Annotated in this window: 22 protein-coding genes, 1 tRNA gene and 1 pseudogene; 11 read left to right on the forward strand and 13 right to left on the reverse strand. The window is 58.4% G+C overall.

Features of this window, described 5'->3' with window-relative positions:
- Positions 1 to 21: 21 nt before the first annotated feature.
- The 6 genes and pseudogenes from NW808_RS02580 to NW808_RS02605 all read right to left on the reverse strand — a co-directional run bounded on the left by NW808_RS02580 (position 22) and on the right by NW808_RS02605 (position 5644).
- Positions 22 to 1242 carry a DUF445 domain-containing protein gene (locus NW808_RS02580; protein WP_414420180.1) on the reverse strand — a complete coding sequence of 407 codons (1221 nt, stop codon included), beginning with the start codon at positions 1240 to 1242 and terminating at the stop codon, positions 22 to 24.
- A gap of 84 nt (positions 1243 to 1326) precedes the next feature.
- Positions 1327 to 2253, reverse strand: coding sequence for a hypothetical protein (locus NW808_RS02585; protein ID WP_414420181.1), 927 nt, complete (start codon positions 2251 to 2253; stop codon positions 1327 to 1329).
- A 122-nt stretch (positions 2254 to 2375) separates the two neighbouring features.
- Positions 2376 to 2513, reverse strand: coding sequence for a hypothetical protein (locus NW808_RS02590; protein ID WP_414410533.1), 138 nt, complete (start codon positions 2511 to 2513; stop codon positions 2376 to 2378).
- An 18-nt stretch (positions 2514 to 2531) separates the two neighbouring features.
- Positions 2532 to 2609, reverse strand: a pseudogene (locus tag NW808_RS02595) (S-layer homology domain-containing protein); the annotation flags it as partial.
- 121 nt (positions 2610 to 2730) lie between these two features.
- Positions 2731 to 3771 carry an NADP(H)-dependent aldo-keto reductase gene (locus tag NW808_RS02600; protein WP_414420182.1) on the reverse strand — a complete coding sequence of 347 codons (1041 nt, stop codon included), beginning with the start codon at positions 3769 to 3771 and terminating at the stop codon, positions 2731 to 2733.
- 34 nt (positions 3772 to 3805) lie between these two features.
- On the reverse strand, positions 3806 to 5644 hold the full coding sequence (locus NW808_RS02605; protein ID WP_414420183.1) for a hypothetical protein: 1839 nt from the start codon (positions 5642 to 5644) through the stop codon (positions 3806 to 3808).
- Between the two features lie 396 nt (positions 5645 to 6040).
- Between NW808_RS02605 and NW808_RS02610 the strand changes: the two genes are divergently transcribed.
- Entirely contained in the window at positions 6041 to 7168 is a 1128-nt protein-coding gene (locus NW808_RS02610) for a PP2C family protein-serine/threonine phosphatase (RefSeq protein ID WP_414420184.1), read from the forward strand.
- 4 nt (positions 7169 to 7172) lie between these two features.
- Here the strand turns inward: NW808_RS02610 and NW808_RS02615 are convergent, their stop codons facing one another.
- The 4 genes from NW808_RS02615 to NW808_RS02630 all read right to left on the reverse strand — a co-directional run bounded on the left by NW808_RS02615 (position 7173) and on the right by NW808_RS02630 (position 9311).
- Positions 7173 to 7469, reverse strand: a complete 297-nt coding sequence (locus NW808_RS02615) for a BolA family protein (RefSeq protein WP_414393014.1) — start codon at positions 7467 to 7469, stop codon at positions 7173 to 7175.
- A gap of 65 nt (positions 7470 to 7534) precedes the next feature.
- Positions 7535 to 7608: transfer RNA gene (locus tag NW808_RS02620), tRNA-Met, on the reverse strand.
- Positions 7609 to 7711: 103 nt separating this feature from the next.
- A complete protein-coding gene (locus NW808_RS02625) occupies positions 7712 to 8971 on the reverse strand; it encodes a DUF4912 domain-containing protein (RefSeq protein ID WP_414420185.1) in 1260 nt (419 codons plus the stop codon).
- Positions 8972 to 9173: 202 nt separating this feature from the next.
- Positions 9174 to 9311, reverse strand: a complete 138-nt coding sequence (locus NW808_RS02630; RefSeq protein WP_414410537.1) for a hypothetical protein — start codon at positions 9309 to 9311, stop codon at positions 9174 to 9176.
- Between NW808_RS02630 and NW808_RS02635 the strand changes: the two genes are divergently transcribed.
- The 3 genes from NW808_RS02635 (at position 9310) to NW808_RS02645 (ending at position 12391) form a co-directional block, all read left to right on the forward strand.
- Positions 9310 to 10101 carry a hypothetical protein gene (locus tag NW808_RS02635; protein WP_414420186.1) on the forward strand — a complete coding sequence of 264 codons (792 nt, stop codon included), beginning with the start codon at positions 9310 to 9312 and terminating at the stop codon, positions 10099 to 10101. The two genes, NW808_RS02630 and NW808_RS02635, sit on opposite strands and share 2 nt — an antisense overlap.
- A gap of 96 nt (positions 10102 to 10197) precedes the next feature.
- Complete coding sequence (locus NW808_RS02640; RefSeq protein WP_414420187.1) at positions 10198 to 11316, forward strand: glycosyltransferase family 9 protein; 1119 nt, start codon at positions 10198 to 10200, stop codon at positions 11314 to 11316.
- 142 nt (positions 11317 to 11458) lie between these two features.
- A complete protein-coding gene (locus NW808_RS02645; protein ID WP_414420188.1) occupies positions 11459 to 12391 on the forward strand; it encodes a DMT family transporter in 933 nt (310 codons plus the stop codon).
- A gap of 1 nt (position 12392) precedes the next feature.
- Here the strand turns inward: NW808_RS02645 and NW808_RS02650 are convergent, their stop codons facing one another.
- On the reverse strand, positions 12393 to 13511 hold the full coding sequence (locus tag NW808_RS02650) for an iron-containing alcohol dehydrogenase family protein (protein ID WP_414420189.1): 1119 nt from the start codon (positions 13509 to 13511) through the stop codon (positions 12393 to 12395).
- A 179-nt stretch (positions 13512 to 13690) separates the two neighbouring features.
- Between NW808_RS02650 and pilM the strand changes: the two genes are divergently transcribed.
- The 6 genes from pilM (at position 13691) to NW808_RS02680 (ending at position 20445) form a co-directional block, all read left to right on the forward strand.
- On the forward strand, positions 13691 to 14851 hold the full coding sequence (gene pilM / locus NW808_RS02655; protein WP_414420190.1) for a type IV pilus biogenesis protein PilM: 1161 nt from the start codon (positions 13691 to 13693) through the stop codon (positions 14849 to 14851).
- Positions 14852 to 14877: 26 nt separating this feature from the next.
- Positions 14878 to 15585: a PilN domain-containing protein gene (locus tag NW808_RS02660; protein WP_414420191.1), complete on the forward strand. Its 708-nt coding sequence runs from the start codon at positions 14878 to 14880 to the stop codon at positions 15583 to 15585.
- Positions 15585 to 16337, forward strand: coding sequence for a type 4a pilus biogenesis protein PilO (locus NW808_RS02665; RefSeq protein WP_414420192.1), 753 nt, complete (start codon positions 15585 to 15587; stop codon positions 16335 to 16337). The genes NW808_RS02660 and NW808_RS02665 overlap by 1 nt, the downstream gene beginning before the upstream one ends.
- Before the next feature lie 233 nt (positions 16338 to 16570).
- Positions 16571 to 18739, forward strand: a complete 2169-nt coding sequence (locus NW808_RS02670) for an AMIN domain-containing protein (protein ID WP_414420193.1) — start codon at positions 16571 to 16573, stop codon at positions 18737 to 18739.
- Positions 18740 to 18809: 70 nt separating this feature from the next.
- Positions 18810 to 19748, forward strand: coding sequence for an Ig-like domain-containing protein (locus NW808_RS02675; protein ID WP_414420194.1), 939 nt, complete (start codon positions 18810 to 18812; stop codon positions 19746 to 19748).
- 319 nt (positions 19749 to 20067) lie between these two features.
- The gene (locus tag NW808_RS02680; RefSeq protein WP_414329093.1) at positions 20068 to 20445 is read left to right on the forward strand and encodes a hypothetical protein; all 378 of its coding nucleotides are present in this window, start codon (positions 20068 to 20070) and stop codon (positions 20443 to 20445) included.
- A 177-nt stretch (positions 20446 to 20622) separates the two neighbouring features.
- Here the strand turns inward: NW808_RS02680 and NW808_RS02685 are convergent, their stop codons facing one another.
- Positions 20623 to 21189 (reverse strand): DUF2854 domain-containing protein, encoded by a 567-nt coding sequence (locus NW808_RS02685; protein ID WP_414420195.1) that lies wholly within the window; start codon positions 21187 to 21189, stop codon positions 20623 to 20625.
- A 122-nt stretch (positions 21190 to 21311) separates the two neighbouring features.
- Between NW808_RS02685 and NW808_RS02690 the strand changes: the two genes are divergently transcribed.
- Positions 21312 to 22847 carry an aminotransferase class I/II-fold pyridoxal phosphate-dependent enzyme gene (locus NW808_RS02690; protein WP_414420196.1) on the forward strand — a complete coding sequence of 512 codons (1536 nt, stop codon included), beginning with the start codon at positions 21312 to 21314 and terminating at the stop codon, positions 22845 to 22847.
- Positions 22848 to 22851: 4 nt separating this feature from the next.
- On the opposite strand, the gene NW808_RS02695 is transcribed toward NW808_RS02690, so the two are convergent.
- Positions 22852 to 24285 (reverse strand): hemolysin family protein, encoded by a 1434-nt coding sequence (locus NW808_RS02695; RefSeq protein WP_414420197.1) that lies wholly within the window; start codon positions 24283 to 24285, stop codon positions 22852 to 22854.
- Between the last annotated feature and the right edge of the window lie 39 nt (positions 24286 to 24324).

The raw sequence follows: 24324 nt of genomic DNA on the forward strand, positions 1-24324 counted from the left end.
ATCCTAACGGCAGCCAACAGCTCACCTCAGCAAAAACAGCACTTGTACGCAGCCAACCAGAAATCCCAGCAGCCCTCCTAAGTTGACGATGGCCTGCAGTTCCTGACGCACAATTTGCTGAATGGCCCGCTCCAGCTCAGCAGGGGAAGTGGCGTTGACCTTGTCAGCAATCACCTGATCCAAGTTCAACACGGGGATCACCTGCATCATGAGAGATTCTAAGTCGCGCTCCAGGTAGCGCTCCAGGATCAAGGCGAGATCGGCACTGATCTGGTCGATGGAAGCCATTACGGCCTTGGAGCTGCGCAGCCGCCCCAACACCAAGCTGGCTACCTTTTCCCAGTCAATCCTCTCTCCCAAGCTGCGAATGGCATCGGCTCCCTGGGAGCGCAGGTAGTCTTGGATCCCGTCGCGCAGGGTGCGGCGCAACTGGCGCACAGCAGAAAGGGGCAGGTTTTGCAGCGAGAGGTTCTGCAAGAGCTCTGTCAGGCGGCGCGAAGCGTTGAGGTCTTTGAGCAGATCCGCCAAGAGGGCTTCTGCACCTTCCGGATCTTCCAGGCAATAGGCGCGCAGACGCAGCAGGGCGTTTTTGAGGCCAAACAAGTTGGCTACCACCCAGTAGGAGCCGGTGGCCCGCTCGCGAAACTCTTCATCCAAGGCTTCGATGTTGCGATCGGTAAGAAAGTCCACTAGGTTCTGCCGCAGCACCTTTGGGGGCAGCGCCTGGTTCAGGATCCACTCCGAAAGCTGCCGGGCCTGCTCCGCATTGAGGCGCAGTTCCAGCAGCACCTGGTCGAACAGTTGGTTAATTGGCCCCTCCAAAAAGGTTTCCTGACGGGCAAGCACCTTCACCAGGCGAGGCAGCGACTCGTTAAACAGATCCGCCAGGATGCGAGCTAGCACTTGCGCCGTTTGCTGTTGGTGCTGGGGATCCTGCAGCCGATCCAAAGCCACCCCTAGCAGCCAGCGGATCCCTGCTTGCATGCGCTCGGTTTGCAGCAGCTTGCGAGCCAAGTTGTGCAGCTCCTCCGGCGTAAGCAGGGATCCCATAATGGTCTTGGCAATCTGCTTGGCCAGGCGGGGCTGATTCTGCGGGATCAGGCCGGGGGTAAAGGGAATGCGCCAGCCGAAGACCCGGTAGGGGCGATAGGGCCGGAAGAGCATCTTGATGGCGATGTCGTTGGTGAAGTAGCCGATCACCAGCCCGGCCAAGGGGGGCACAACGTAGGTCCAGACGGCCATGGGGCAATCTAGGGGCTCTTCTCTACTCTACCGACCTGCCGCTGACTGCTCCGGCCTCAGCAAGCCGGGGTAACACTGCCCACGCTATTGGATGATCAGGCTGTCCGTGAGTTCCAGCTCCACCAGGGTATTGGGCTGCAGCGTCACCACCCGGTCAATGTTGGTAGCGCTGGCAGCTGCGCCCACGAGACTGCCGGCCAAGATGGGCAAGAAACCCCATCCCCCGGTGAGCACCCCTAAGGCCAACCCGCCCGCTGCTCCGTAGCCCGCTCCCCGCGCGACGGTGGTGCCCATATCGGTGTTGCGATCCAGCCCAACCGGCAGCAGAGAAGACTGACCTCTGACGAGATAAGTGGAAGAGCCAATGGTGAGGCGATGAGCCACAAAGCGGCTGCCGACAACCCGCTCTTGGGAACTGGCGCCCTCCACCTCCCGGCTAGAAAGCTTCAGTTCTTGGTAGACCGGCTCGAAGGTGCCCCACACCACACTCCCTGGCGGGATCACCACCTGGCCAAAGCGATCCACCACCGGCTCAGCGACCTCCAGATGGGCACTGATGGCCTGGTAGGGCTGGAAGGTAATGGGGCGGTAGACTGTGAGGAGAAGGCGGGTACCGGCTGGCAGCTCGCCCCGCGTGGCTCCGGCCCGGTTTCCCCCTGGGCTAAGGTCGGGCCGCCGCTGGTAGGAATAGGCTTCGCCTGGAGAAGCTTGCTCACCTGGGGCTGTTTGAGCGGGCACCACCGGGATTGGATCCAAAACCGGGGTCGTGGGATCCAGCGGCATTTGCGGCACCTGAGGCACCGGCGGCAGGGCTTGCGGAGCCGTGGAACCGGGCGGGTCGCTGAGCAGAGGGAGGGTGGGGACGGGACTGGGCTGAGGAGCTTGGGGAGTAAACTCAAACTGCTGGGCAGCAACTGCAGTAGCCGCAGCAGCCCACAGCACTCCGCCCACCAGCCACCCCAAGCCAACCCTTTGCCACGACAGCAAAAATGGCCGCAACGCTGAGCTCATGGATCCCATCCAGTCACACCTGGCAGTAGCTTAGCATCCTGACTGGCCTCACCCCCCTAGATGTAGGTAGGGGTGGCAAGGGCCAAGAAGCACTATTAAGGCCTATTGGCCGGGCACGTCCGCTAGTTTTCCTGAACCGCTGTTGCGATGGGGGCAGGGGCGAAGTTGGGAACCAGGTTGGCGTCTTCGAAGCCGGCCAGGATAGCGTCGATTTGGCCGGGATCCTCAAGGAGCTTGCCGTTAGTGGCAGCGCAGGTCAAGACAGTGATGGCCTGGGCGCGGCTGGGGACATCGTTGGGGCGAAAGGTGCCGTCCGGGAAGCCGCCGATAATCTGCTGTCCATTGAGCCCGGCAATGTACTAAGCACCCCATTAGGTGCTGATATCAGAAGGGTTGAAGAAGACGAGCCAAACTGCGCACTCAGATCAGGGAAACCTTCCAAAAAGTTCTATCCGGCTGCCGGTTTTGCCAGCCGTTTTAAGGGGCAGGATTGGGGTAGCGCTGGTGCACCGCCTCGATCTCCGCCAGGATCTCAGGCGATAGCTCCACCTCCAGGCAACTGAGGTTTTCCTTGAGCTGGGCGAGATTGGTGGCCCCGATGATGGTGCTAGTGACAAACCAACGGCTGCGCACAAAGGCCAAAGCCAACTGGGCAGGGGTCAGGCCGTGCCGGCGGGCAATCTGGACATAGGCGGTTACGGCCTCTTCCACATTGGGCTTGCGGTACCGCTGGCCAAAGCTCTCAAACAAAACCAAGCGGGATCCCGGCGGCTTGGCGCCCCCTAGGTACTTGCCCGTCAGCAGCCCAAAGGCCAGGGGGCTGTAGGCCAGCAACCCCACCTGCTCGTGGCGGCAGACTTCCGCCAAGCCCATTTCAAACGTGCGGTTGAGGAGGCTGTAGGCATTCTGAATCGAGACCACCTTGGGCAAGCCCAATTGCTCGGCCACGTGGCAGAACTCGCAGAGTCCCCAGGGGGTTTCATTGCTCAGGCCAATGTAGCGCACTAGGCCCTCCTGCACCAGTTCCGCCAGCCCCTGCAGTTGCTCAGCAATGGGAACTGTGGGCCGCTCTTGAGAAGGGTCGTAGGCCACGCCCCCAAACAGCGGCACATAGCGATCCGGCCAGTGGATTTGGTAGAGGTCGATGTAGTCGGTTTTTAGGCGTTTGAGGCTGCCGGCCACTGCCTGTTTGAGGTTGTCGCGGGTGATCGACAAAGACCCGCCGCGGATCCAGTGCCAGGGCCGACCGGGGCCGGTGATCTTGGTGGCTATGATGAGGCGATCCCGGGGTTGGTGCCGCAGCCACTCGCCGATGTAGCGTTCTGTAGCTCCCTGGGTCTCCGCCCGCGCTGGCACCGGGTACATCTCCGCCGTATCGATGAAGTTGATCCCGTGCTCCACTGCGTAGTCGAGCTGCTCCCAAGCCTCGGCCTGGGTATTCTGCTCACCAAACGTCATGGTGCCCAGGCAGATCTCTGAAACCTGGAGAGGGCTGTGGCCAAGCTGGCGGTAGCGCATGGGGACTCTCGATCGCCTAACCCGAGACGTAGCCCTATTCTGAGGCCAGTTGCCTGCCTGTGGGATCCCTCGCCTGCTGCAGGACAGGGACGTACTCGCGGTAGATCTGGTTTAAGATTTCCAGGCCAATGCGGCTGCGAGTGTCGGGGGGGCGAGCTTCAATGGCCGCTTTGACCTGTAAAATCGTGCCCACCGGATAGGGCGAGCGCAACTCCTCCTGCTTGCCCAAAAACACATCGGTAAAGTAGTCGATCAGCCGCCGCACTTCCCCCATATCTTTGCGGGAGATCTCCATATCCAAAACGGTGGTCAATTTGGCTCGCATCGCCTGAAAGCTCTGCTGGCTGGTGTTAAGGGCCACCCGCTTGGCCAGGCTATCCACCAGAATTTGGCTGATCTTCTCCACATTTTGAGTCACGATCTCGCGGTGGCGGGCAGCAAAGCGCAGTTGCACTTCATGCAAAAATTGTTCTCGCTCCAGGATTTGGATGCCCTGCTGCTCCAGATCCACTCCGTAGCTTTGCAACTGCTTGTACTGATTCAAAATCCATTGGCTGTAGAACGAATCGGCCAAAACCCGCCAGTAGCCGATGATGGTTGACTCGGCAAAGGGGATGCTCAGCAAATAGGCCTCGCTGGTGATCCAGTGCAAATGCTCGGTCAGGTTGTCCCGGTCTTTTTCGTCCAGGTACGAGGTGCGCGGCACCCAAGCTGACCCGTACTCGCTTTTCACCTCTACGGGTAGGGAGACCAAGAGGGTGTCGAAAAATTGATGGAGGCTGAAAAGGAGAAACTTCTTTGGATCCTGGAGGCGGTTGAGCAGCTCTTGTTTTTTCTCTTCCTGATATTGAGCCACCAACTGCTGGGCCTCAGCGGCCTGGCTGCGCGCTGCCTCCACATCTTGCCGTAGCTTTTCAATCTCTTCCGTACTCGGCACCTCGCTAGCAGCAGGCTCCCACTCTCCGCTGAAATAACTGCCGCCCGGCCCTGGACTCCCGAGGCTTGCCAGCGGTTCGTCGCTGTCGTTGTCCAGAGTCAGCAAGTGAGAAAGAGCCCGCAGCCGAGCTCGTCGATTGGAAGAGCACAGGGATCCCACCTCCACCGGATCCCGACTTTCCCAGCCGTCCAGCCCACCGATGCGGTAGAGCGTATAGAAATACTTGCTAAGCAGCAGGGCGAGGAGATGGTGGTTTTTGACGTCGTTGTACTCCAAGTAGGCCCGCAGACACAGTTGAAAAGCGATGTTGGGCAGGCTGCGACACACCCCCATGATGTGGGAGTACACCCTTTGCAGGTGGGGCCGAAAGCGGCGTGGGATCGCCTCCGGCCGCAGGCCGCGCAGCCAAAACTCCGGCTGGCGCAGATCTTGGGGGGTGAAGTAAAAGCTTTCTTGCCAGAGCAGTTCGTCCAAGTCGCGGGCAAAAATCGGCCTTAGCTGATCCACGATTTGCACGACGACCGACTCGCTAAAAACCGGTATGACTTTTTCAATACGCAGTTGCTCGTAAACGGAGTACAGCCGCTCGCTGCGAAAGGACTCGATCGAGATCAGCCCCTTCATGGTTCCAATCCGACCGTCGCGCGTAAGAAACTTGTACACAATCTCGGCGGTGGCGTTGGGAGAGAGGATGAGAGTTCCTGTTAGATCAGGGGAAATTTGCAAAGGTCGCAGCAGGCGGCTGGTTTCGCTAAGGCTGAAGCAGCTCCAAGCTGCAGGGTTAAGCACCACCGACGATAAGCTGGCCAGCCATTGCTTCTCGTCCAGGTCTTCCAGACGAATCTCCCCCTCGAGGGCTCCAGTTGGCATGGGCGGCGGGGCGGTGCGTCCATCCTCAAGTGGAGAAGAAGATGGCCATCGTGGAGATGCACTCATGGGACACCACCCCAACGCGAGGGAGAAGGGACTGTTAGACGCTCTCGAATCTGCAGGTAGACTATAGAAGAAAGTATTCCCAGGTAGGTGTGATCTGCATCTCCCAAGGGACTTGGCGACTCTCCCTGGCGGCAAAGGGAAAGGGCATCCTGGAAGGTCTTTAGCCCCATTCCTCAGTATCCTGAGAAAGTTAGTTTCTGGGTAGCGGGCAATTACGGTTTGGGAGCGTCAGAGAGAGATAGAGGGGATTGCGGAAGCAACCTCTACTACTGCTAGCGGGCTAACTGGCGGCAACTCCCTCCTTGCGGGTTAGCGACCAGATAAAGCGAGTGAGGAGAGGGGCGTTCTGGCAGAGCGCCTGAACGCGGTTTCGGCCTCGGGGATAGGAGGGCAGGGATGACGACTATTCTGATTGTTGACGACGATCCCACCATTTGCTTGCTGTTGAAGCGATCCCTAGAGCGGCAGGGCTACACCGTCGAGATAGCTAGCAATGGCTCGGAAGGGCTGGAGAAGGCCCATCTCCTAGTCCCAGGGCTGATTATCTGCGACTGGATGATGCCTGATATGGATGGGCTGGAAGTCTGCCGGCGCATCAAGGCTGATCCCAAGTTTTCCACCACCTTCTTCATTTTGCTTACCGCTCGCACCGAAGTCGAAGACCGCATCCAGGGCCTAGATGCTGGAGCAGACGAGTTCCTCAGCAAGCCAATCGATCCCAATGAATTGCGAGCGCGGGTGCGGGCTGGGCTACGCTTGCACCAGCTCAGCTATGACCTGCAGCAGCAAACTGCTCGACTGCGGGCGGAGTTGGCCGAAGCAGCTAGCTATGTGCGCTCGCTTTTGCCCAAACCGGCTCACTTCCCCCTTCACCAGATAGCGATTGAGTGGTGCTTTTTGCCCTCCCAGGAGCTGGGGGGCGATTCGTTTAACTACCAGTGGCTGGACGAGGATCACCTAGCTATTTACCTTCTGGATGTCTCAGGGCACGGGGTGGGATCCGCCCTCTTGTCCGTGTCGGTGGTGAACCAGCTGCGCTCCCAGAGCCTGCCCGACACCGACCTGCGTCAGCCAGATGCTGTGTTGCGCGCCCTCAACCAGTCCTTCCAAATGGGATCCCACCATGACATGTACTTCACCCTCTGGTATGGGGTTTACCAGCCGGGATCTCGCTTGCTTTCTTTTGCCAGTGCTGGCCACCCCCCCGCTCTGTTGGTTGCTCAATCGGATCCCATCCCCCTAGAGCTGAAGACACCCAATTTGCCCATTGGCGTTTGGCCCGAGCAGGACTTTGCTAGGGACGAAGTGCGGATCCCGGCGAACAGTTGTCTCTACGTGTTCAGCGACGGGGTTTACGAAGTGTCCAGCTCGGAAGGAGGGATCTGGGGGATAGAGAACTGGAAGTCGTTCCTAGGCGCCCATGCCTGCATTGGCGTCGATCACGTTCTGCAACACATCCAATCTTTCCGCGGCAGGGCGGCTCTTGAAGATGACTTTTCTCTGCTCCGTATCAGCTTTGGCTAGTAGCTCAAGAAGGAGGGAATGGGGATGATTGAAGAGCTGAACCGGGATCCGCTCCCTGAAGCTCCTCCCACTGGCTAGGAGTAAAGGTACGGAGAGCTAGGGCGTGGAGACGGCCATCCTGAAGGTAGGGCTTCAAGGCCTCGTTCACCAGCCGGTGCTGTTGGATGAGGGACAGGCCCTGGAACTGCTCAGCTACAACAACAGCCTGAAAATGGTTGCCATCGCCCACTGTATCTTCTACATGCACTTTGGCGCCGGGTAGGGCAGCCTGTATCAACGCCTCGATTTCCCGCGAATCCATGCGCCGTCTTCCTGGCTTTGGCCCAAGACAACGTAAAGAAGCTCTCCTCCTGTTTGCAGATGTTATAGCGGGGACTGGATTTGAACCAGTGACCTTCGGGTTATGAGCCCGACGAGCTACCAGGCTGCTCTACCCCGCGTCGTTTTTCTACTCTAGCCTGCTTCTTCCAGGGTCGGCAAGTCCTCGGTTACCGACCAAAAAAATCCCCCTGGCAACCAGGGGGAAGGGCAAGAGCAGAACCTCTAGGGCAGCAGTTCCTCAAGGGCCTCCTCTTTGGTGTTGGTGCGGCGAGAGAGGGTGCGGCGATCGAAGGTCATGTGGATCTCGCGGGTTTGCTCGCCGTCGGCAGCTACAGCAAAGATGGGAAAATCGATGTTGCCGTCGGGGAAAGCCATGTGGAAGCGGAAAGTGCCATCAGGGTTGAGCTGGATCTTGCGCCCCCCGATGGTGACGGTGGCATCGGGCTCCGTGGCTCCATAGACGATGAGTTCGGCATCGGCCACCAGCCAGAACTTACGGGAGCGCCGCGGTAGCACTTCGGAAGCGCCCGAGAACAGCCCCAACCCCGAGCCAGAGGCCATCCAAGGAGCAGCAGGCACTTCTGCCATGCCCATCATGCCCACCCCGGACGGAACGATGAACGAGCTGATGGCCTGCTCTGGCACCAGTTGGCGGCTGCCAAACAGGGATCCCGCTACTCGCATCGCCTCGAAAGCCCCCACCATGTCCAGGAAGGGATCCGCCGTCCTCTCCCGCTGCGGCTCGTCGCCTTTGTAGGCCACCACGCCCATGCCGGTAGCGCTGCGCTTGTAGGGCTCGGTGAGCTGGTAGAGGGTGCGGCCCTGGAGGGGCATGTCAAAGGGCACTGTCAGGAAGTGCTCTTCAAACCAGTCAGAAGGGAAGACTGGCGGCACCATCACTGCCGCCGAGCGGGCCAACACGAGCCAGCGACCATCCGCCGTCCGGTAGCCAATCTCCACCAGGTAGGAGCGATCGCTCACCGGGATCGGCAGGTACCATTCCCGCGCCAACTCGTCGCAGGGGTACTCCTGCATGCTGTGGGCCGGCTGGCGGTCGAAATCGATATCCGTTACGTCATAGAGGCGCAGCGCCAACTGCTGACCTCCCTCGCGGCGCTTGCTCTCTTTGGCCTCGTTGGGCACATCCCAATAGGCGTAGGCCCACTGGGGATCCCGCGGCAGCAGAACAATGCGGCTTTCGCCATAGCCACCTGGCAGATCCCCCAGCCCTTTATCCACATCGGCCAGATCCGGCTTGCTGGCAACCTCCGGACCCACAAACTTCGTTTGGGTAACCGATTCTTGCCCGCTGGGCTCCGGCATCGCATCCATAGGACGGCCAGCCTTGACTTGAGCCTCCCGAATGGCCTCGATAAGCTGGTCTTTGGTCATGCGGCTGTACTTGGGGATCTGATAGCGGGCCGCTTCTTCCCGCAACTGCCGGATGGTCATTTCTTCTAAGGGGATCCGCTCTGGTGGCATGGTCGGGGCCTCCTCTCCTCAACAAATCGGGCTTGTGCGCACACTCAACTGGCTAACCGATAAGGCTGATCCCAACTTGCGGCTAAGCGCAACCCCTGGCCTACTGGGGTGACCGCCGGCTTTGCGTCTTCCAACCGCTGATGACTACAGGTTGGGATCAGCGGGGATCAGTAATGATGACCCTATGTTCACGTATTTCTTCCTATTGGTCAAGAGCTTGGGGATCGCTGGGGATCAAAAAGAAAGGAGGATTGCGCGCGATCCCCTGCCGAACCACCCCCGCCTGGATAGCATGGGGGAACGAGCGGCTGCGGATTTTCAGGCCAAGAGGTGTGGGCATGAGAACTCAAGGTGCAGGGATCCGGATCAAGGCGGCAGCCCTGGGACTCCTGGCAGGGGGACTTGTCTTGCCGGGGGAAGCGGTCGAGGCGCAGACGCTGTTTCCTCCCCTCCACCGCCTGCAGGGGGGATCCCCTACCCCAACCCTTGAGAAACAAGAAGCGCCCTGGCGTTCGGTCACTCCCGACCAGCTATTTCCTGACGAGAACGCAGGGTCAGAAGGGCCGATTTTCAATTTGGACTTGTTGCGCCAGTTGGACATGAGCGCCGGCGGCGGTGGCTTGGGGTCTGGGCAAGGGGGAGTAATCGGGCCTGGCAGCGGCCAGAGCGGGGTGCGCGGCTCCAGTCCTGGCTCAGGGGTGGGCACAGGCCAAGGGCCAGGGGGTGGAACTGGCTTGGAGGCGGGATCCCAGCGGCCCCAGCCCCAGGTAACAGGGCTGCTGGTCGATGCCCGCGGCCTGGACTTTCTGCCCAGCCAGTCGATGCGCCTTTTGGATCCCGATGGCAACCCTGTTTACCCGCCCATCAACCTTGGCCAGGATCTCAACGCCGCCTTTGTGGGCAGCGAGGGCACAGCCGCCTACGCCACCTCGGAAGAGCAGGCCCGCTCGCTAGTCAACCGCATTGGGGAGCGGCCCCACCGCATCCGCGCCCTGCGCACCTTGGGCTATGACCTGGTGATCTCTGCCGAAGATGCCTTCAATCTGCGCCAGATGAACGCCGCCGATGGCTTTCTAGATCGCTTTGCTGTGGTGGTCATCTGGGATGGCAGCCAAGCCAGCTTGCCCTAGGTATAGCCCCTCCCCAAGGACTTGGCTGGAAGGCTGGCCTGGGGATGCTAGCCTAGCGAGAGTGCTCTGCACCACCGACCCAAACGGCATAGCCCTATGCAACGGTTTGCCAACCAACCCCTGCGGGAACGGCCACATCTAGCGGTATTTTCTTCCAGCAAGGTGGGTAACTTTGTGGTCACCATCCCCCTCTTGCGTGGCCTCAAGGAAAAATACCCCGGCTGTGTGCTGGATTTTTTTGGCAGCGAAATTACCCGCGACTTTGAGCTCCACTGCCCCTACATCGACTTCAGTTTCCCCCTCTACAGCCGCCGCCCCGATTACCTCGAGGCCCTAGCGGCCGCTGTGCGGGATCGCGTGGCTCAAGCTGGTCCCTACGATCTGGCCATCAATTGCGACGAGTTTAGCGAGCTCAACCTGGTGGCGGTAACGGCTCTGCGACCCCAGTACATTGCCGGGGCTGGCCTGACCTTGGATTTTCGCCGCAAGTTGGATCCCGGCTCCGACCCGGTGCAGCGCATGCTCCAGGACGACGACTGGAACAGCCCGGAGTTTTTGCAGCGCTATAGAGATATCCTCACCAGCAACTACATTGCCGAGATCTTCTGCCGCCTGGCCTATGTAGAGACGGATTTCTTCCGCCTAGAGCTCCCCAGCCGGGATCCCGATTTTCCGGTGCCGGAGGTCCTCGTGCACATCACCACCACCCGCCGCGCCAAGATGTGGCCGCTTGAATACTGGCGCCAGGTAATCCAGTGGTGCCAGGGCCAGGGCTTGCGGGTGGGGCTAGTAGGTAGCGCCCCCGAGCTACAGCGATCCCTCTACCACGGCGACGGCGAGGAGCAACTGCTGGCTGAAACGGAGATGATTGACTTGCGGGGCAAAACCACCCTCCTCGAGCTGGCGGGGGCCCTGAAGCGGGCGCGGGTCTGTATCTCCGTGGATGCGGGGCCAATGCACATTGCGGCAGCTGTAGGCTGTCCTACCATTGCTCTATTTGGCAACGATGCCGACGGCGATGGAGCTAGCCCCGTGCGACTGTGGGCACCTCGCTTGCCCCATGTTTACGTTACCCAGACTCCCTATAAATGTCGGGTCTGCGCAGAAAACAAGTTCAAAAACGAAGCCTGCCTAGTGGAAGGCCACCCCTGTATGGTTCACCTCAAGCCGGAAACGGTCATTGGCTACCTCAAGGAGATTCTCAAGAAAAGCTAGGGGTCCCGTTTTGCCCTGCCCCTTGGAGCAGTCTGGTAGACAGCAGAGGGTGCCTAGGAGCGCAGGCTGGATCCTTAAAAGTCTGGTTAAGCTGAGAGTTTGATGCCGAAAACTCTGTCCCTAAACCATTTGGGTGTAAGCTGTGACTCCAAGGAGGAGGTACAGCCATCAAGGGAGCCGCCTTGCTGAGCAAAGAAACAAGAGGGCTTGGCAAGGAGTTGCCCTAAAGCTGCTAGCCACCTTTTGCTTTGCCTGCTTGGGGGTAATCATCCGGCTCAACACTCCCGCCCTGCACCCTTTTGAGATTGTGTTTCTGCGCAACCTCTTCGGGTTTCTTGCCCTGGTACCGCTGCTTCTGCGAGCAGGGATCCACTCTCTGCACACTGCCAAGATGAGCTTTTACCTCCTGCGCTCGGCAATTAGCACCCTGGGAATGCTGCTTTCCTTCTGGGCGGCCAGCCTGTTGCCTTTGGCAGAGGCCACGGCCCTGAGCTTTGTCCAGCTTTTGTTTGCTGGCATGATGGCGGTTTGGGTGCTGGGAGAACAGATGCGCCCCTCGCGCTGGCTGGGTTTGGGCTTAGGAGTTGTCGGGACTTTGGTGATGCTGAGGCCGGGCTTTCGCGAATTCTCTTTGGGCACAGGGCTAGCCTTGGTAGCGGCGGCGCTTTTTGGCTGGGTGATCATCGTGCTTAAGATCCTCGCCCGCACCGAGTCCAGCCTCACGATCACTGCCTACATGGGCCTGTTGCAGACTCCCCTTTCCTTCTTGGCTGCCGTTTGGGTTTGGACCTGGCCATCGCCAGAGCAGTGGCTGTGGATGGTGGCGATGGGACTGTTGGGCAGCCTTGGCCAGGTGGCCCTTGCCCAAGCCTACAAGCTAGCCGACGTAACGATGCTCCTGCCTTTGGATTTCTCCCGCCTCCTCTGGGCTAGCCTGCTCGGGTTCTGGGTGTTTGCCGAGATCCCGGATGGGTGGACTTGGGTAGGCGGAACCCTGATTTTAGCAGGCGCCACCTCCGCGGCATACGGCGAGGCCCGCCAAGTTCGTAGCAGGGGAGCCTGCCAAGGACAATGACTTACACCCGTGGCAGGACGGGGCTGGAGCTGGTCACGTCAGTGGTGGTGAGGGCCACCAGCAGGGCTTCGGGGCTAACAGGGAAGGGTAGGTGGTGGATATCCGATCCCGGCTGGCAGGCCACTTGGGCAGCGTGCAGCAGCTCGGCGGATCCCAGGTGATCTAGCTGTAGATCCCGCAAGTTCAGGGGAAGTCCCACCTGGCGGTAGAACTCCAGCAACTGAGTGCGGGCCGCCAGCGCCAACTGGCTCCCCTGCAAGATCTCTTCCAGGCGGAGCTGGGCCAAGATGCCAAAAGCCACTTTCTCCCCGTGCAGGGTGGCCCGGTGCCCCCTCAGATGAGTAAGGCCATTGTGGACAGCGTGGGCGGCCACGGTGCGACACTTGGCCCCTCCCAATCCGCCGACGATCCCCGCTAGGCAAATGCAGGCATCCACCACTTGCTTCCAAGCAGTTCCGCCCGGCTCCCTCAAGGCCGCCAAGGATTGCTGGAACAGCAGATCCCGCAGGACACGGGCTTGTTGCACAGCAGCAATCACCAAGGCATCTTCCGAGTTGCCACTGCTTACAGAAGACTCGTACCACTTGGCCAAGGCGTCTCCGATCCCGGCCACTAGCGTGCGCGCTGGGGCTTGCAGGATGAGCTCATAGTCCAGGATCAGGGCAGCGGGAGCTTGATCCAAGGCCACATCCCGCTGAAAGGCGCCTGCATCGGAGTAGATGTTGGACAGGGCACTCCAGGCAGCACAGGTGGCGGCAGAGGTGGGCACCGTTACCACTGGAATCTTCAAACGATGGGCCACCAGCTTGGCCGTGTCCAGGGCCTTGCCGCCTCCTACCCCCAAAATGCCGGTTACCGATTCTGCTGTGGCCAGTGCCTGCAGGCGAGCCAGCTCCGACTCACTGCAGTCAACCCCGTAGGTAGTCCAGTAAACCTGGACGGCGGGATCCCGAGCAAAATTGCGCTTCAGGGGCAGCTCTGCCACGGCCAGGGATCGCTCCCCCCCAATGACCAACACCCGGGATCCCAGAACCGTCAGAGGTACAGTCCCCAGAATGCCCCTGCCCCGGTACAGGCGGGCCGGCGCCGGGATCGCAAGGTCAAATTCACAAGTTCTCATTCCCAAAAGGGGCAATTACAGACTACGATTCTAGCCGCAAGTTCTGCCTTTCCCACCTCAGGTGTAGTCACGGGCAGGCCTTGCTTGCTTAGAAGGGGTTGATAAGGAGAGCCTGCTAGCACAAATCTTCGCTGGCAGTCAACGGCAAATGGTGGTAACCCCCCAACAGATTGGGTAGTATGCGTCTAGCAGTGGCGCAGAGGGTGGGGTTTCCCAGCGTGTTCGGCCTCTTCGGCGGTTTCAAAGCCCAAACCATGCTTGGGGTGGAGATTAACCCCGAGCGCATCGCCGTTGCCCAACTCAAGAAGCAGGGTAGTGGCCGCTATCGGCTGGCTCACTACCACAGCGTGGAAATGCCCGAGGGGGCGATGGCCGAGGGGCGCATCCTCGATCCCAACACCGTTGGCCTGAGCTTGGCTAACTTGCTCAGCGAGTACAAGGTGCCCACCAACTTGCCGGTGGCAACCGCGGTGCCGGCGCGGGAGGCCATTGTTCGCCTCCTTCGCCTACCGGCTGATCTGCCTGCCGATGAACTGCGGCGGGTGGTTTTGGAGCAGGAGGCGGAACTCTACATCCCCTACCCGCGGGATCAGGCGGATGTGGACTACCAACCCCTGGGCCTTGACCTTTCCCAGGATGGCATTGAGCGCATCGAGGTGCTGCTGGTGGCAATCCCCAAGGAGGTGGTGGACAACTACCTGGCGGTGCTGCAAGCAGCCAACTTGAAAGCGCGCTGTGTGGAGCTGGCCAGCTTCTCCCTCATTCGCACCATCCGCGACCAGCTCCTCCAGTACAGCCCTCAAGAGGCAGTGTTGCTCAGCTCCATCGGCTACGACAGCAGCGAGATCAGCATCTTGGTCAACGGCATCCCCCAATTTACCCGCACGGTTAACATCGGCACCGTCCACATGCGGCAGGTGCTGACCCAGGCTCTCAGTTTGCCCTTCAGTCGCACTGGCGAGCTGTTGCGAACTCTGAGGTTACCCCTGCTCAACCCCAACGAGGTTTTGCTTGGCGGTGGGCAAGCGGTTTCCAGGAACCCAGGCGTGGCCGCAGTGGCGCGTGTTGTTACCGACTTGGCCGATGAGCTGAAGCGCTCCATTGACTTCTTCACGAGCACGGAAAGCAACTTCCCCGTGGTGAAGGTCTTTCTGGCCGGCTCCGGGGCCACTATCGGCCAGGTGGATGCTTTCCTATCTCAGTCGTTGGGCATGGCTGTAGAGCTGGCGGATCCTTTTGGCAACATCCTTGTGCCGGATGCCATCGAGGTGCCTCTAGAGGAGCGCCCGGCGATGGGAGTAGCTCTGGGTCTGGCCATGCGGGAAGCCGGCAAGGGATGACCTGCAATACCTAAGCGAGGCGACAGATGTACACCCCAGAGATCAACTTTCTTAAAGAAAGACCGGAAGTTCCCGCCTCCGTCCAGACAGGGGCAGAGGCAATAGCTGCCCCACCCACTGCCGCAGGAGCGGGGAGCTGGGCCCTGGCCCTTGGCCTGGGGTTTGCTGCGGCTGCCGTGGCCATGGGGGGTTTTTTGTACTTCCAGGCCCACTTCTTGCGCCAAAGAGATGCCCTAAGGGCAGAGCGAACCCGCCTCGAAGGGGAACTCAGCACAGCCAATGCCGAGTTAACCCGACTCCAGGGCCTCAGCCAAGAATTACAAACCATTCGCGCCCAGACGGAGGGCTTCCGCTCTTTCCTAGGATCCATCCAGCCCTGGTCAGCCATTTTGGAGGAAGTGCGGCGCCGGATCCCTGGCCAAGGGGTGTGGATAACCAACATCAGCGCTTCTGGGGACACCGTAAACATACAAGGAGAGGCGCTGGATTTTCCCTTGGTGAACGACTTTTTGCTCACCTTGCTGGATTCCAACTTCGTAACCAGCGCCGTTCTCAACAGCGCCTCTCGAGCGGAGGGCACACCTGAAACTGAAGCCAGCGTTGCTTACAGCATAACAGTTACTGTTCGGACTATCGGGGATCCCGACCCAGAGTTTACCCGTGAGCTGGAACAGCGGGGAGCAATAGGCCTAGTTGAAAAGATCCGTACCTTGCGTCAAGCGGAGGCGAACTGATGACTGGCTCGCTGGAAAGTTTTCACGATGAACAACTGATGGCACCTCCAGCAGGGCCGCCGGTACTGCTGGGTGTCGAGCTAACTCCCATTCGCATTGGACTTCTGATTGGAATCTTGGGTGTGGGCATGGCGGGCTTTCTGGCCTTCACCCAACTCCGTCCTCTGATCGAAGAAGTGCAAGCCTTGGAAAGAGAGGTGGCCCAAAAAACCAGCCAGTTGCAGGAGGTGCAGGGCCAGATTGCCAGCTTGCAGGATCTGCCCAACCAGATCGAGAGGGCTCGCGGGCAGCAGCAACAGCTCAGCGCTTTGTTCGCTACTCCTGAAAATGCCGACACTCAGCTGATCGATCTCAACCGACTGGTGCAGGGGCAACCTAACAGTCAGTTGCTCAGCTTCAGCCCCTCTCCTCTGGCGCCAGCTTCTTCGGACAACCCCGAAGTGCCCGCAATCATTGCTCCAGCCATCCAGGTGCAGACCACGCGCGTCACAGTGCAGGGTCCCTACGCCGACATTATCAACCTCATGAGAGACATCGAGCGTTTTCGGGCTCTGTTTCGCGTGAGCAACCTCTCCCTCACCCCCGTTCAAGGGAGGGGGGAGCTGAACGTCGCCTTCGACTTAACCGCCTATTACTACAACAAAGACATTCCCTTGGGTACTGCCCCTGCGCCCGAAGGACAACCCTCCCCTGCACCAGGACAGCCCGCCCCTACTCAATCTGAACCAGAGCAGCCAGCACCCGGTCAATAGGTCAGCCTGAACCCTGCTTAGGCTCTGGTGGCTGACAGCGGGCTCTGTCGCAAGGGGCAACCCAGAGGTGAGGGACATCTATCTAGTGTGACTGTAGGGAAGATTGGAGAAAAAAGCCTCTACAGGTAGTGGCAAAAGCCGAAATTTCGGCTTTGATTAGGGAAGCACGGCCTAGACCTGTGCTGAGGGTCAGGCAGGAACATGCTTGGACAAGGGAGTGAGGTGTGAGGATAATGAGCCGTCGAGTTGCTTGGGGGTGGGCATTGAGCTTGATCCTTTCTCTGCCCCTGTTGGCCGTAGAAAGCCGGCCTGATGAGGCTGCTGCCCAACAATTGACCTCCACCCATCCGCAAAGCCTCAGCCGTATCACCGATATTCGGCTAGTGCCCCACGGCAACCGCATGAGACTGGAGATCCAAACCACGGGGGGCGCCCGTCCGCAGGTGTTCTTTACCCAACAGGGCCGGTCTTGGATTGGGGATATCGCCAATGCCCAACTGGATAGAGGTCAAGGCCGCTATCGTCAGGATTCTCCCCTGCCGGGAGTGCGCTTCATCGAAGCCAAGCAAATAGGTAGTGACAGCGTGCGGGTAGAAATTGCCGGTGTTACAGCAGCTCCCCAAGGCTTGCTGGCCCAGCGCAGCCCAACGCAGTTAGTCTTCGAGTTTGAGGGCTTGCCCTCTGCCCTGCCAGCTCCTGTAGCTGCAGCGCCCAGCCAAGAAGTAGTGCCCAATCAACCAGCCTCGCCAACTCGAGCTCAGCCTGGTGCCCCACCGGCAACCCCTGCCTCTTCTCCGGCTGCTCAAAACTCTCCTTCTCCCCCCGTGGCAGCTGCTACTCCTCAGCCTCTTGCCCAAAACTCCCCCTCTTCCCCGCCAGCTCAGACAGCTCCTACTCCTCAGCCAGCTTCTCCTAAGCCGGTCATTTCTCAGGTGCCCTCCGTGGGCCAGCTTAACCAACCGCAATTGCCGCCAGGAAGCTTGCCCACTGGATCCCCCTTCCAGGGGAGAGCTGTGGCTCCTCCTGCTGGCGATATTGCCGTTGGCACAATCCTGCCTGATCCACCTACAGTGGATCTCGGATCCAATGCTAGGATTAGCTTGACCTTGAAAGATGCTCCTGTGGGCGATGTGCTGAGCTTGTTGGTGCGTCGAGCTGGACTGAACGTAGTTCTCAATGACGTCCCTCCAGACCTGACGATTTCCTTAGATGTGGCTGATTCACCTCTACAAGAAACATTTAACTTTATTTTGCGCCTGAAGGGACTTCAAGCATCTCGTTCAGGGCAAACGGTTTTTATCGGCACTAAACTCCCTGGAGTTGTCCAGCAGATCGTCAAGACGTACAGACTCAATCAACTGAGAATCGAAGAGACAGAGCAAACTTTCGATTTAGCTGCTGCCGGTACTGCAGGGGGAGGAGGAACAGTTGAAATCAAGGCCAGACAATTGAGTATCACGCCGAGCGAAATCAGAAGTAGAATTTTGGCCATTCTGGAAGCATCAAATATCCCTTTAGCTCAAGAGTCAGCCATTCAAGCAGATCCAAGAACAAATTCGCTAACTATTGTTGCCACACCTGCCCAACATGATGTAATTGCAGCATATCTTGCGCAAATTGACTTGAGAAGTCGACAGGTTTTAATTAGTGCTAGGTTTATTGAGATCAACCTAGATAATAATTCTAGTCTAGGAGTTGCACTGGGTAGTGCATCTGGCAACTTTGCTCTGGGGTCTGGAGATAACACTGTCTTCGGTGGAACTCCTCTTGACCAACCTGCAGGATCCTCAGTTCCTAATGTTGGTTCTGTTCCTGCTGCAGGGACCGGAGGCTCACTTGTGTTTAACACCTTGAATCGATTACAGCAATCTCTAGCAGCTCGTATAGATGCAGCCATTGCTTCAGGAACAGCTAAGATATTGGCCGATCCAAAAGTAGTAGTCGCGAATAACACTGGCGCAGCTATTGTGGTTGGCCAAGAAGTTATCACCAATAGGAGAGTGCAAACAGATCCTGAGACTGGCATATCAACTGTCGTTTTTGAGAAAGGAAATGCGGGAGTCAATTTACTCATTCAGAATGTCAGGATCGATGATAACGGCTACATTACGCTGAACCTTATTCCACAGATCTCATCTATTGGCAGTCAAATTACACTTTCTGATGGCACTGTTATTAGTTTGCTCAATCAGCGTTCTGTCGGAACATTGCAAATCAGACTTAAAGATCGAGAAACACTATTTCTTGGAGGATTGATACGAGAGGAAGATCGAGTATCTGTTGATAAAGTCCCACTTCTTTCTGAAATTCCTTTACTTGGCTCCCTCTTCCGCAGACAAAACACAACAAATACTAGAAGTGAGGTTGTCGTCTTGATTACTCCAGTTATATTGGAAGATTAAGGCGAAATACAGAATTTCATCGTTTTTGGCCATCCACTTTTATGAGATGAATTGTGCATCAATGCTGAGTTTGAACTCTCGCTATCGACCTTGGGTCAGGCTGGGATCCTTGCTGCTTAGCTTCGGGCTGGCTTTGATTTTGGCATGGGCAAGAGTAGGCTGGACACAAACCCATCGCATTTCTCTATCGGTACAAGGGCAGAGTTATTCACAACTAGTGGAACAATCGCGTCCTTTGGTTTGGCAAGCTTTGGCCCAACAATTTCAAGCTCAACCGCAGTCAGAGCAAATCACTTTGGAGGTATTGGGACAAGCTGGGGAACAACAAGTACCCCTATTCACAGTGCGAATGCCTCGTAGCGTTTGGCAGCAGGCCCCCTCTCCTGCTCAACTGGAACAATTTAGCACTTTTTATCCTAATACGTTGGCTCTTTTACAGCCGCGAGCACCGCTGCAGCAAGCCCAGGTAGAATCTACTGCTCCCTTTGCAAATGGAATTACATTGGTCTCCAGCAATCCTTCCAACGGCCAAAGAGGGATCCCAATTGACCAAAATATCCATCTGCGTTTTGATCGACAGCTTCCAGCCGGAATAACAGGTCTAGCCTTCGGGATCCAGCCCCCTGTGGAGGTGGCCTTTGACATTCAGGGAAACGAGCTGATCTTTCAGCCTTTACAGCTACTCAGCTACAGCACAGATTACAGAATACTCTTGCCTGCAGCCAAAGAGCTGGATTTACAAAAGCCCATAGAATTGACTTTCCGCACCGAGCCTCGGTACAGTTACCAGCGAGATATTAAGCCCTTGCTAGAAGCCAGTTGTGTAGGTTGTCATCAGCAGGCCGGTTGGATGCGGCGCAGCCCTTTAGATAGTTATGCTGCGGTGATGCGTTATGTAACGCCGGGATCGGAAAATAGCGAGTTGCTCAAACCGCGTTGGTTAGCTCGTCATGCTGTCATCCAGCGAGCTGCAGGGATCCGTTTGAATGGGGGGGAGTGGATGCCCTGAGTTTGTTGTCGCAGGGCAGGGAAGGAGCTGAACCTACGCCCAGGGTTCCTGTGAGTGATCCCCAGGGAGAGTCTCCCGGATCTTTTATCGGACGCAGTGGATCCCCAGAATTGGCCTATATATTCGTCGCAACGGCACCGGCATGGATCGCCTAGGTCACTTGAGCGCTGATGAAATTCAAATCCTGCGTACCTGGATTATTCAGGATCAAGCGGCTGAGGCCCATAAGAGTTAGCCTGATGGGCTGGAGAGTCTTTACCAACAAAGATCCCTTGCTCGTTTGTTTACTTTAAGATTAGGAACCTACAAGATCAATTTGATGACAACCCCCACAGAGGATCGGCTAGACCGGATTGAGCGTGTTGTAGAAGTTTTGGTGAACCAGCAGAGGGAAGTGCTGGGGCGCGTCGATGGGTTGTCTCACCGGGTGGATAGCTTGACCGAGCAGGTGGATAACCTCACGGATCGAGTAGACAACCTGACTAACCGAGTAGATAGCCTGACCGACAGGGTGGATAACCTCTCCCAAAGTGTCAGCAAACTTTCCGCCGATGTCGATAAGTTGGGCTTCAAGTTCGACACTGCTCAATCGGTTGGGGAGCGGCTAGAGCGGCTGGCAACCAGCTTGATCGCAGGAGCCACGATTAGCATCATTGCCGGGGTTATCCTTGTGCTGCTCAGAGAGGGATCCCGTTAATTCTTTCCCGCCCCCTCGATGGAAAAAAATAGGGATCCCAGCCAATGGGATCCCTGGTTATCCTTCCTCTAGTGTTTCAGTCCTCAACACACCTTCCCTATGAGATGCTCTGATTCTAAGAGCCGACCCGTGAAAAAGTCGTGGAACTGACAGATGAGGTGGAAGGTTAAGCCTTGCTCAGGTGGTCAGGGATCCACCTCGGGCAACAAGCGCCAATTCCACCTGATTTTCTTGGGGCTGCCCCAGTTGCACCTCCACATCTCGGCCAAAGAAGCCTTGCATTTTTTTCTGGTAGCTTTCCTGCCATTGTTGGAAGGGAACCTTGGGGGAATCGAACAGAAGCACCAAGGTATACCGGCCATCTCGCAGTTCTTCTCTACACCCTCTCACCTTGGGCAGATCTGCTTCCAGAGGGCCGCGCAGACCCAGAAACTCCAGGGCATCTTCCAGGTGGGCATTAGCCCCGTAGCTATATTTGGTGATATCGGCGCGGACTTGCTTTTGAATTTCCGTGGCCTGCTGGGCGCGGGCTTGGATCACCTCGAGAGAAGGGGCGGCCAGGGCAGGTACTGGCTTGAGTTCCACTACCTTCATGGTTATCCCTCCCAACGGCAAGGGGATCCCGGCAAACAGGCCGATGAGATTGAGGTTGGGATCGTTGTAGTGGGCAAAGCCCCAAGCCATGGCGGCAGCCCCGGCCAGCAACACGAGAGTGCTCAGGGGGAAGGGCAGTTTTTCAAACATACAGGAGAGGAAGAAAGGCCACCTGAAAACCCAGGCTAGCAGGAAAAGCGCCAGCGGTGGACTTAGCCTCCATTGGGATGGATAATCACAAAATGCCCACCTGGTGTGTTGAGGAGTGGTCTGTGGTTCTGTCCAATCTGTCCAAAACCTCTCGTTGCTTGCGCTCGCTGGATCGCAAAGCCCAGGAGCGAGCACCTCTATTTGAGGCCATCCGCCACTATTGCAGCTTGGATAAGGCTCCTTTTCACACGCCAGGCCACAAACAGGGACGTGGGATCGCTGCCGATCTGCGAGCCTTTCTGGGAGAGAACGTCTTCCGAGCGGATCTGACGGAGCTGCCGGAGGTGGACAACCTCCACGATCCCGATGGGGTGATCCGGGAGGCCCAGGAGCTGGCTGCAGCGGCCTACGGCGCCGATCGCAGTTGGTTTTTGGTCAACGGCTCCACCTGTGGCGTAGAAACCCTGGTGATGGCGGTGTGCGACCCAGGGGACAAGATCCTACTACCGCGCAACTGTCACAAGTCGGCCATCGCCGGCGTGATCCTCTCTGGGGCCGTGCCCGTCTACATTGAGCCAGATTTTGACTTGGAGCTGGGCATTGCCCACGGCATCACCCCCGCTAGCCTGGAGCAAGCGCTGGCCCAGCACCCCGACGCCAAGGGCGTGTTGGTGGTCAGCCCCACCTACTATGGGGTTTGCTGCGACTTAGAAGCGCTGGCAGCCATTGCCCATGCCCACAACCTGCCTCTGCTAGTGGACGAAGCCCACGGGCCCCACTTTGGCTTTCACCCAGAACTGCCCCTCTCCGCCTTGGAAGCCGGGGCTGACCTGGTGGTGCAGTCCACCCATAAAGTCATCTCCGGCATGACCCAGGCGTCGATGCTGCACCTCAAGGGATCCCGAGTCGATCCCAACCGAGTCCGCAACATCCTGCAGCTGCTGCAGTCCACCAGCCCTAACTACGTGCTCATGATGTCGCTGGACGTGGCGCGGCGGCAGATGGCCCTGGAAGGGGAAGTTCTCCTGGGCCAAGCCCTGGCTTTGGCGGATCAGGCCCGCGCCCGCCTCAACCGCATCCCAGGCATCTTCTGCTTCGGCCCGGAGCGCATTGGCTCCACTCCCGGCTTTTTCGATCTGGACCGCACCCGCTTGACCGTGACGGTGTCGGGGCTGGGCCTCTTTGGCTTCGACGCCCACGACTGGGTCAACGAGCACTTCCACGTGCAGCCGGAGATGTCTACCCTGCACAACGTGGTCTTTATTGTTAGCCTCGGCAATACCCAGCGGGATATCGACCGGCTGGTGGAGAGCTTTGCGGCTTTGTCGAAGTATGCCCAGGGATCCCCGCCTTCCCTGGCAATGGCCGAGAAACTGCGGCGCCTGGCCGAATTGAAACGCCCCCCCCTCCCGCCCCAACGGCTCTCGCCGCGGCAGGCCTTTTTTGCCCCCATCGAGCGGATCCCTTTTCAAGAAGCTGTGGGCCGCATCTGTGCCGAAATCATTTCCCCCTACCCGCCTGGGATCCCCATTTTGGTGCCTGGCGAAGAGGTAACCCAAGAGGCAGTGGACTATCTGCTGCTGGTGCACGAGGCGGGCGGCTTCATCAACGGCCCCGAAGACGTGCGGCTGCAGACCCTCAAAGTCGTCAAAACCTAGCTCCTCAACTGCCAGGCTTCGCCGTCTGGGCAGGGGGGAGTGCTGGCAGGGGGCTGGGAGAGTTGCGGCGATGGCGGACAACCTTCACCCGATCCACCCGCGGCCCCTCCATGCGCACCACCTGGAACTCGAGGCCTTGGTAGGTAAACCTTTCCCCTACGCGCGGGATCTTCTGCATCTGGTAAATCAAAAAGCCTCCCAGCGTTTGGTAATCCTCATGCAAGGGGAGGTTAAGGTGGCAGCGCTCGTTGACCTCTTCGATGTCCAACTGGGCCTGGATAAGGAGAGTGTTTTCGTCCAGCTCCTCGATGTCCGGCTCCTTCCTTTTGGGATCCGGCCCATCGGAGAGCTTGCCGACGATCTCCTCCACCAAATCCTGAATGGTAATCAGGCCCGCTGTGCCGCCAAACTCATCCACTAGCACCACCATCGGCCAGTGGTGCCGTTGCATCTCCGGCAAGAGCTCTGCGATCAGCTTGTTTTCCGGCTCAAAGTGAACCTCCCGAATGAAGGGAGCAATGGGGCTGTGCAAATCCAAGGATCCCTTGGCCAGCTCGCCAATGAGCTCCTTGACGTGAATCAGCCCCCGGATGTCGTCCAAAGACTCGCCGTAGACCGGGTAGCGGGAATGCCCTGATTCGGCCACCTCCGCCAGCACCTCCTGGACTGTGGCGGTTTCGGGCACGGCGTCGATGCTGGTGCGCGGGATCATCACCTCGCTGGCCACTGTCTCGCCAAACTCAAAGATGTTGCTCAACAGCTCCCGCTCCTCCGCCTCGATGTTGCCCGACTCCACCGACGAGGCAATCAGCAGCTGTAGCTCCTCCACCGTCATCGTGCTGTAAAAAGAAGTAGCCTCCGGAACGCGGACGCCCAAAAGGCGCAGCACGCAGCGGGAGGAAAACCGCAGGAGCTCCACAAAAGGATGTAAAAAGCGGCTTACCAGTCGGTTGAGCCAGGCCAGCTTTAGGGCAACTGGCTCCGAGTAGAGAATGGCCAGAGTCTTGGGGAGCAGCTCCCCCAACACGATCTGCAAATAGGTGAGAAGCGAAAATACCGCTACCCCCGACCCACCTTGCACAAGAGCGGGATCCATACCCTGCAACCAGGGCAGTTGCCTCAGAGCCAAGAACAGCGTCGGCGCCACTTGGGTAGCCCCGATCCAGCCCAACAGGACGCTAGCTAGGGTGATGCCCAACTGGGCGGTGGAGAGGGCATACTCCAACTGCTCCTGGGCTTTTTGGACCATTGCCGCCTGGCGGTTCCCCTCACCGGCCAACTGCACCATGCGGGAGCGCCGCGCCGACACCAAGGAAAACTCCACCGCCACAAAGAAAGCGTTGATGAGGAGAAGGGCAATAATCCAGAGGAGACTGAGAGACGCCTCTCCCCACGCAAGCTTAGAGCTAGGGGCCGAGCCTAAAGGAGGGTCGTCCATTAGGGGAGCAGCAAGACGGATAGACAGCATTCTAGCTTA

Origin of the sequence: Synechococcus sp. W70.1 (assembly GCF_047461515.1) — a bacterium.
Lineage (GTDB): Bacteria > Cyanobacteriota > Cyanobacteriia > Thermostichales > Thermostichaceae > Thermostichus.

Excerpts from the sequence above, each read along its gene's own strand:
- NW808_RS02605 (WP_414420183.1), bottom strand. The coding sequence starts at position 5,644 with ATGAGTGCATCTCCACGATGGCCATCTTCTTCTCCACTTGAGGATGGA.
- NW808_RS02635 (WP_414420186.1), top strand. The coding sequence starts at position 9,310 with ATGAGAACTCAAGGTGCAGGGATCCGGATCAAGGCGGCAGCCCTGGGA.
- NW808_RS02650 (WP_414420189.1), bottom strand. The coding sequence starts at position 13,511 with ATGAGAACTTGTGAATTTGACCTTGCGATCCCGGCGCCGGCCCGCCTG.
- NW808_RS02670 (WP_414420193.1), top strand. The coding sequence starts at position 16,571 with ATGAGCCGTCGAGTTGCTTGGGGGTGGGCATTGAGCTTGATCCTTTCT.
- NW808_RS02615 (WP_414393014.1), bottom strand. The coding sequence starts at position 7,469 with ATGGATTCGCGGGAAATCGAGGCGTTGATACAGGCTGCCCTACCCGGC.
- pilM (WP_414420190.1), top strand. The coding sequence starts at position 13,691 with ATGCGTCTAGCAGTGGCGCAGAGGGTGGGGTTTCCCAGCGTGTTCGGC.
- NW808_RS02585 (WP_414420181.1), bottom strand. The coding sequence starts at position 2,253 with ATGAGCTCAGCGTTGCGGCCATTTTTGCTGTCGTGGCAAAGGGTTGGC.
- NW808_RS02665 (WP_414420192.1), top strand. The coding sequence starts at position 15,585 with ATGACTGGCTCGCTGGAAAGTTTTCACGATGAACAACTGATGGCACCT.
- NW808_RS02600 (WP_414420182.1), bottom strand. The coding sequence starts at position 3,771 with ATGCGCTACCGCCAGCTTGGCCACAGCCCTCTCCAGGTTTCAGAGATC.
- NW808_RS02680 (WP_414329093.1), top strand. The coding sequence starts at position 20,068 with ATGACAACCCCCACAGAGGATCGGCTAGACCGGATTGAGCGTGTTGTA.
- NW808_RS02695 (WP_414420197.1), bottom strand. The coding sequence starts at position 24,285 with ATGGACGACCCTCCTTTAGGCTCGGCCCCTAGCTCTAAGCTTGCGTGG.
- NW808_RS02610 (WP_414420184.1), top strand. The coding sequence starts at position 6,041 with ATGACGACTATTCTGATTGTTGACGACGATCCCACCATTTGCTTGCTG.
- NW808_RS02625 (WP_414420185.1), bottom strand. The coding sequence starts at position 8,971 with ATGCCACCAGAGCGGATCCCCTTAGAAGAAATGACCATCCGGCAGTTG.
- NW808_RS02630 (WP_414410537.1), bottom strand. The coding sequence starts at position 9,311 with ATGCCCACACCTCTTGGCCTGAAAATCCGCAGCCGCTCGTTCCCCCAT.
- NW808_RS02660 (WP_414420191.1), top strand. The coding sequence starts at position 14,878 with ATGTACACCCCAGAGATCAACTTTCTTAAAGAAAGACCGGAAGTTCCC.
- NW808_RS02640 (WP_414420187.1), top strand. The coding sequence starts at position 10,198 with ATGCAACGGTTTGCCAACCAACCCCTGCGGGAACGGCCACATCTAGCG.
- NW808_RS02685 (WP_414420195.1), bottom strand. The coding sequence starts at position 21,189 with ATGTTTGAAAAACTGCCCTTCCCCCTGAGCACTCTCGTGTTGCTGGCC.
- NW808_RS02580 (WP_414420180.1), bottom strand. The coding sequence starts at position 1,242 with ATGGCCGTCTGGACCTACGTTGTGCCCCCCTTGGCCGGGCTGGTGATC.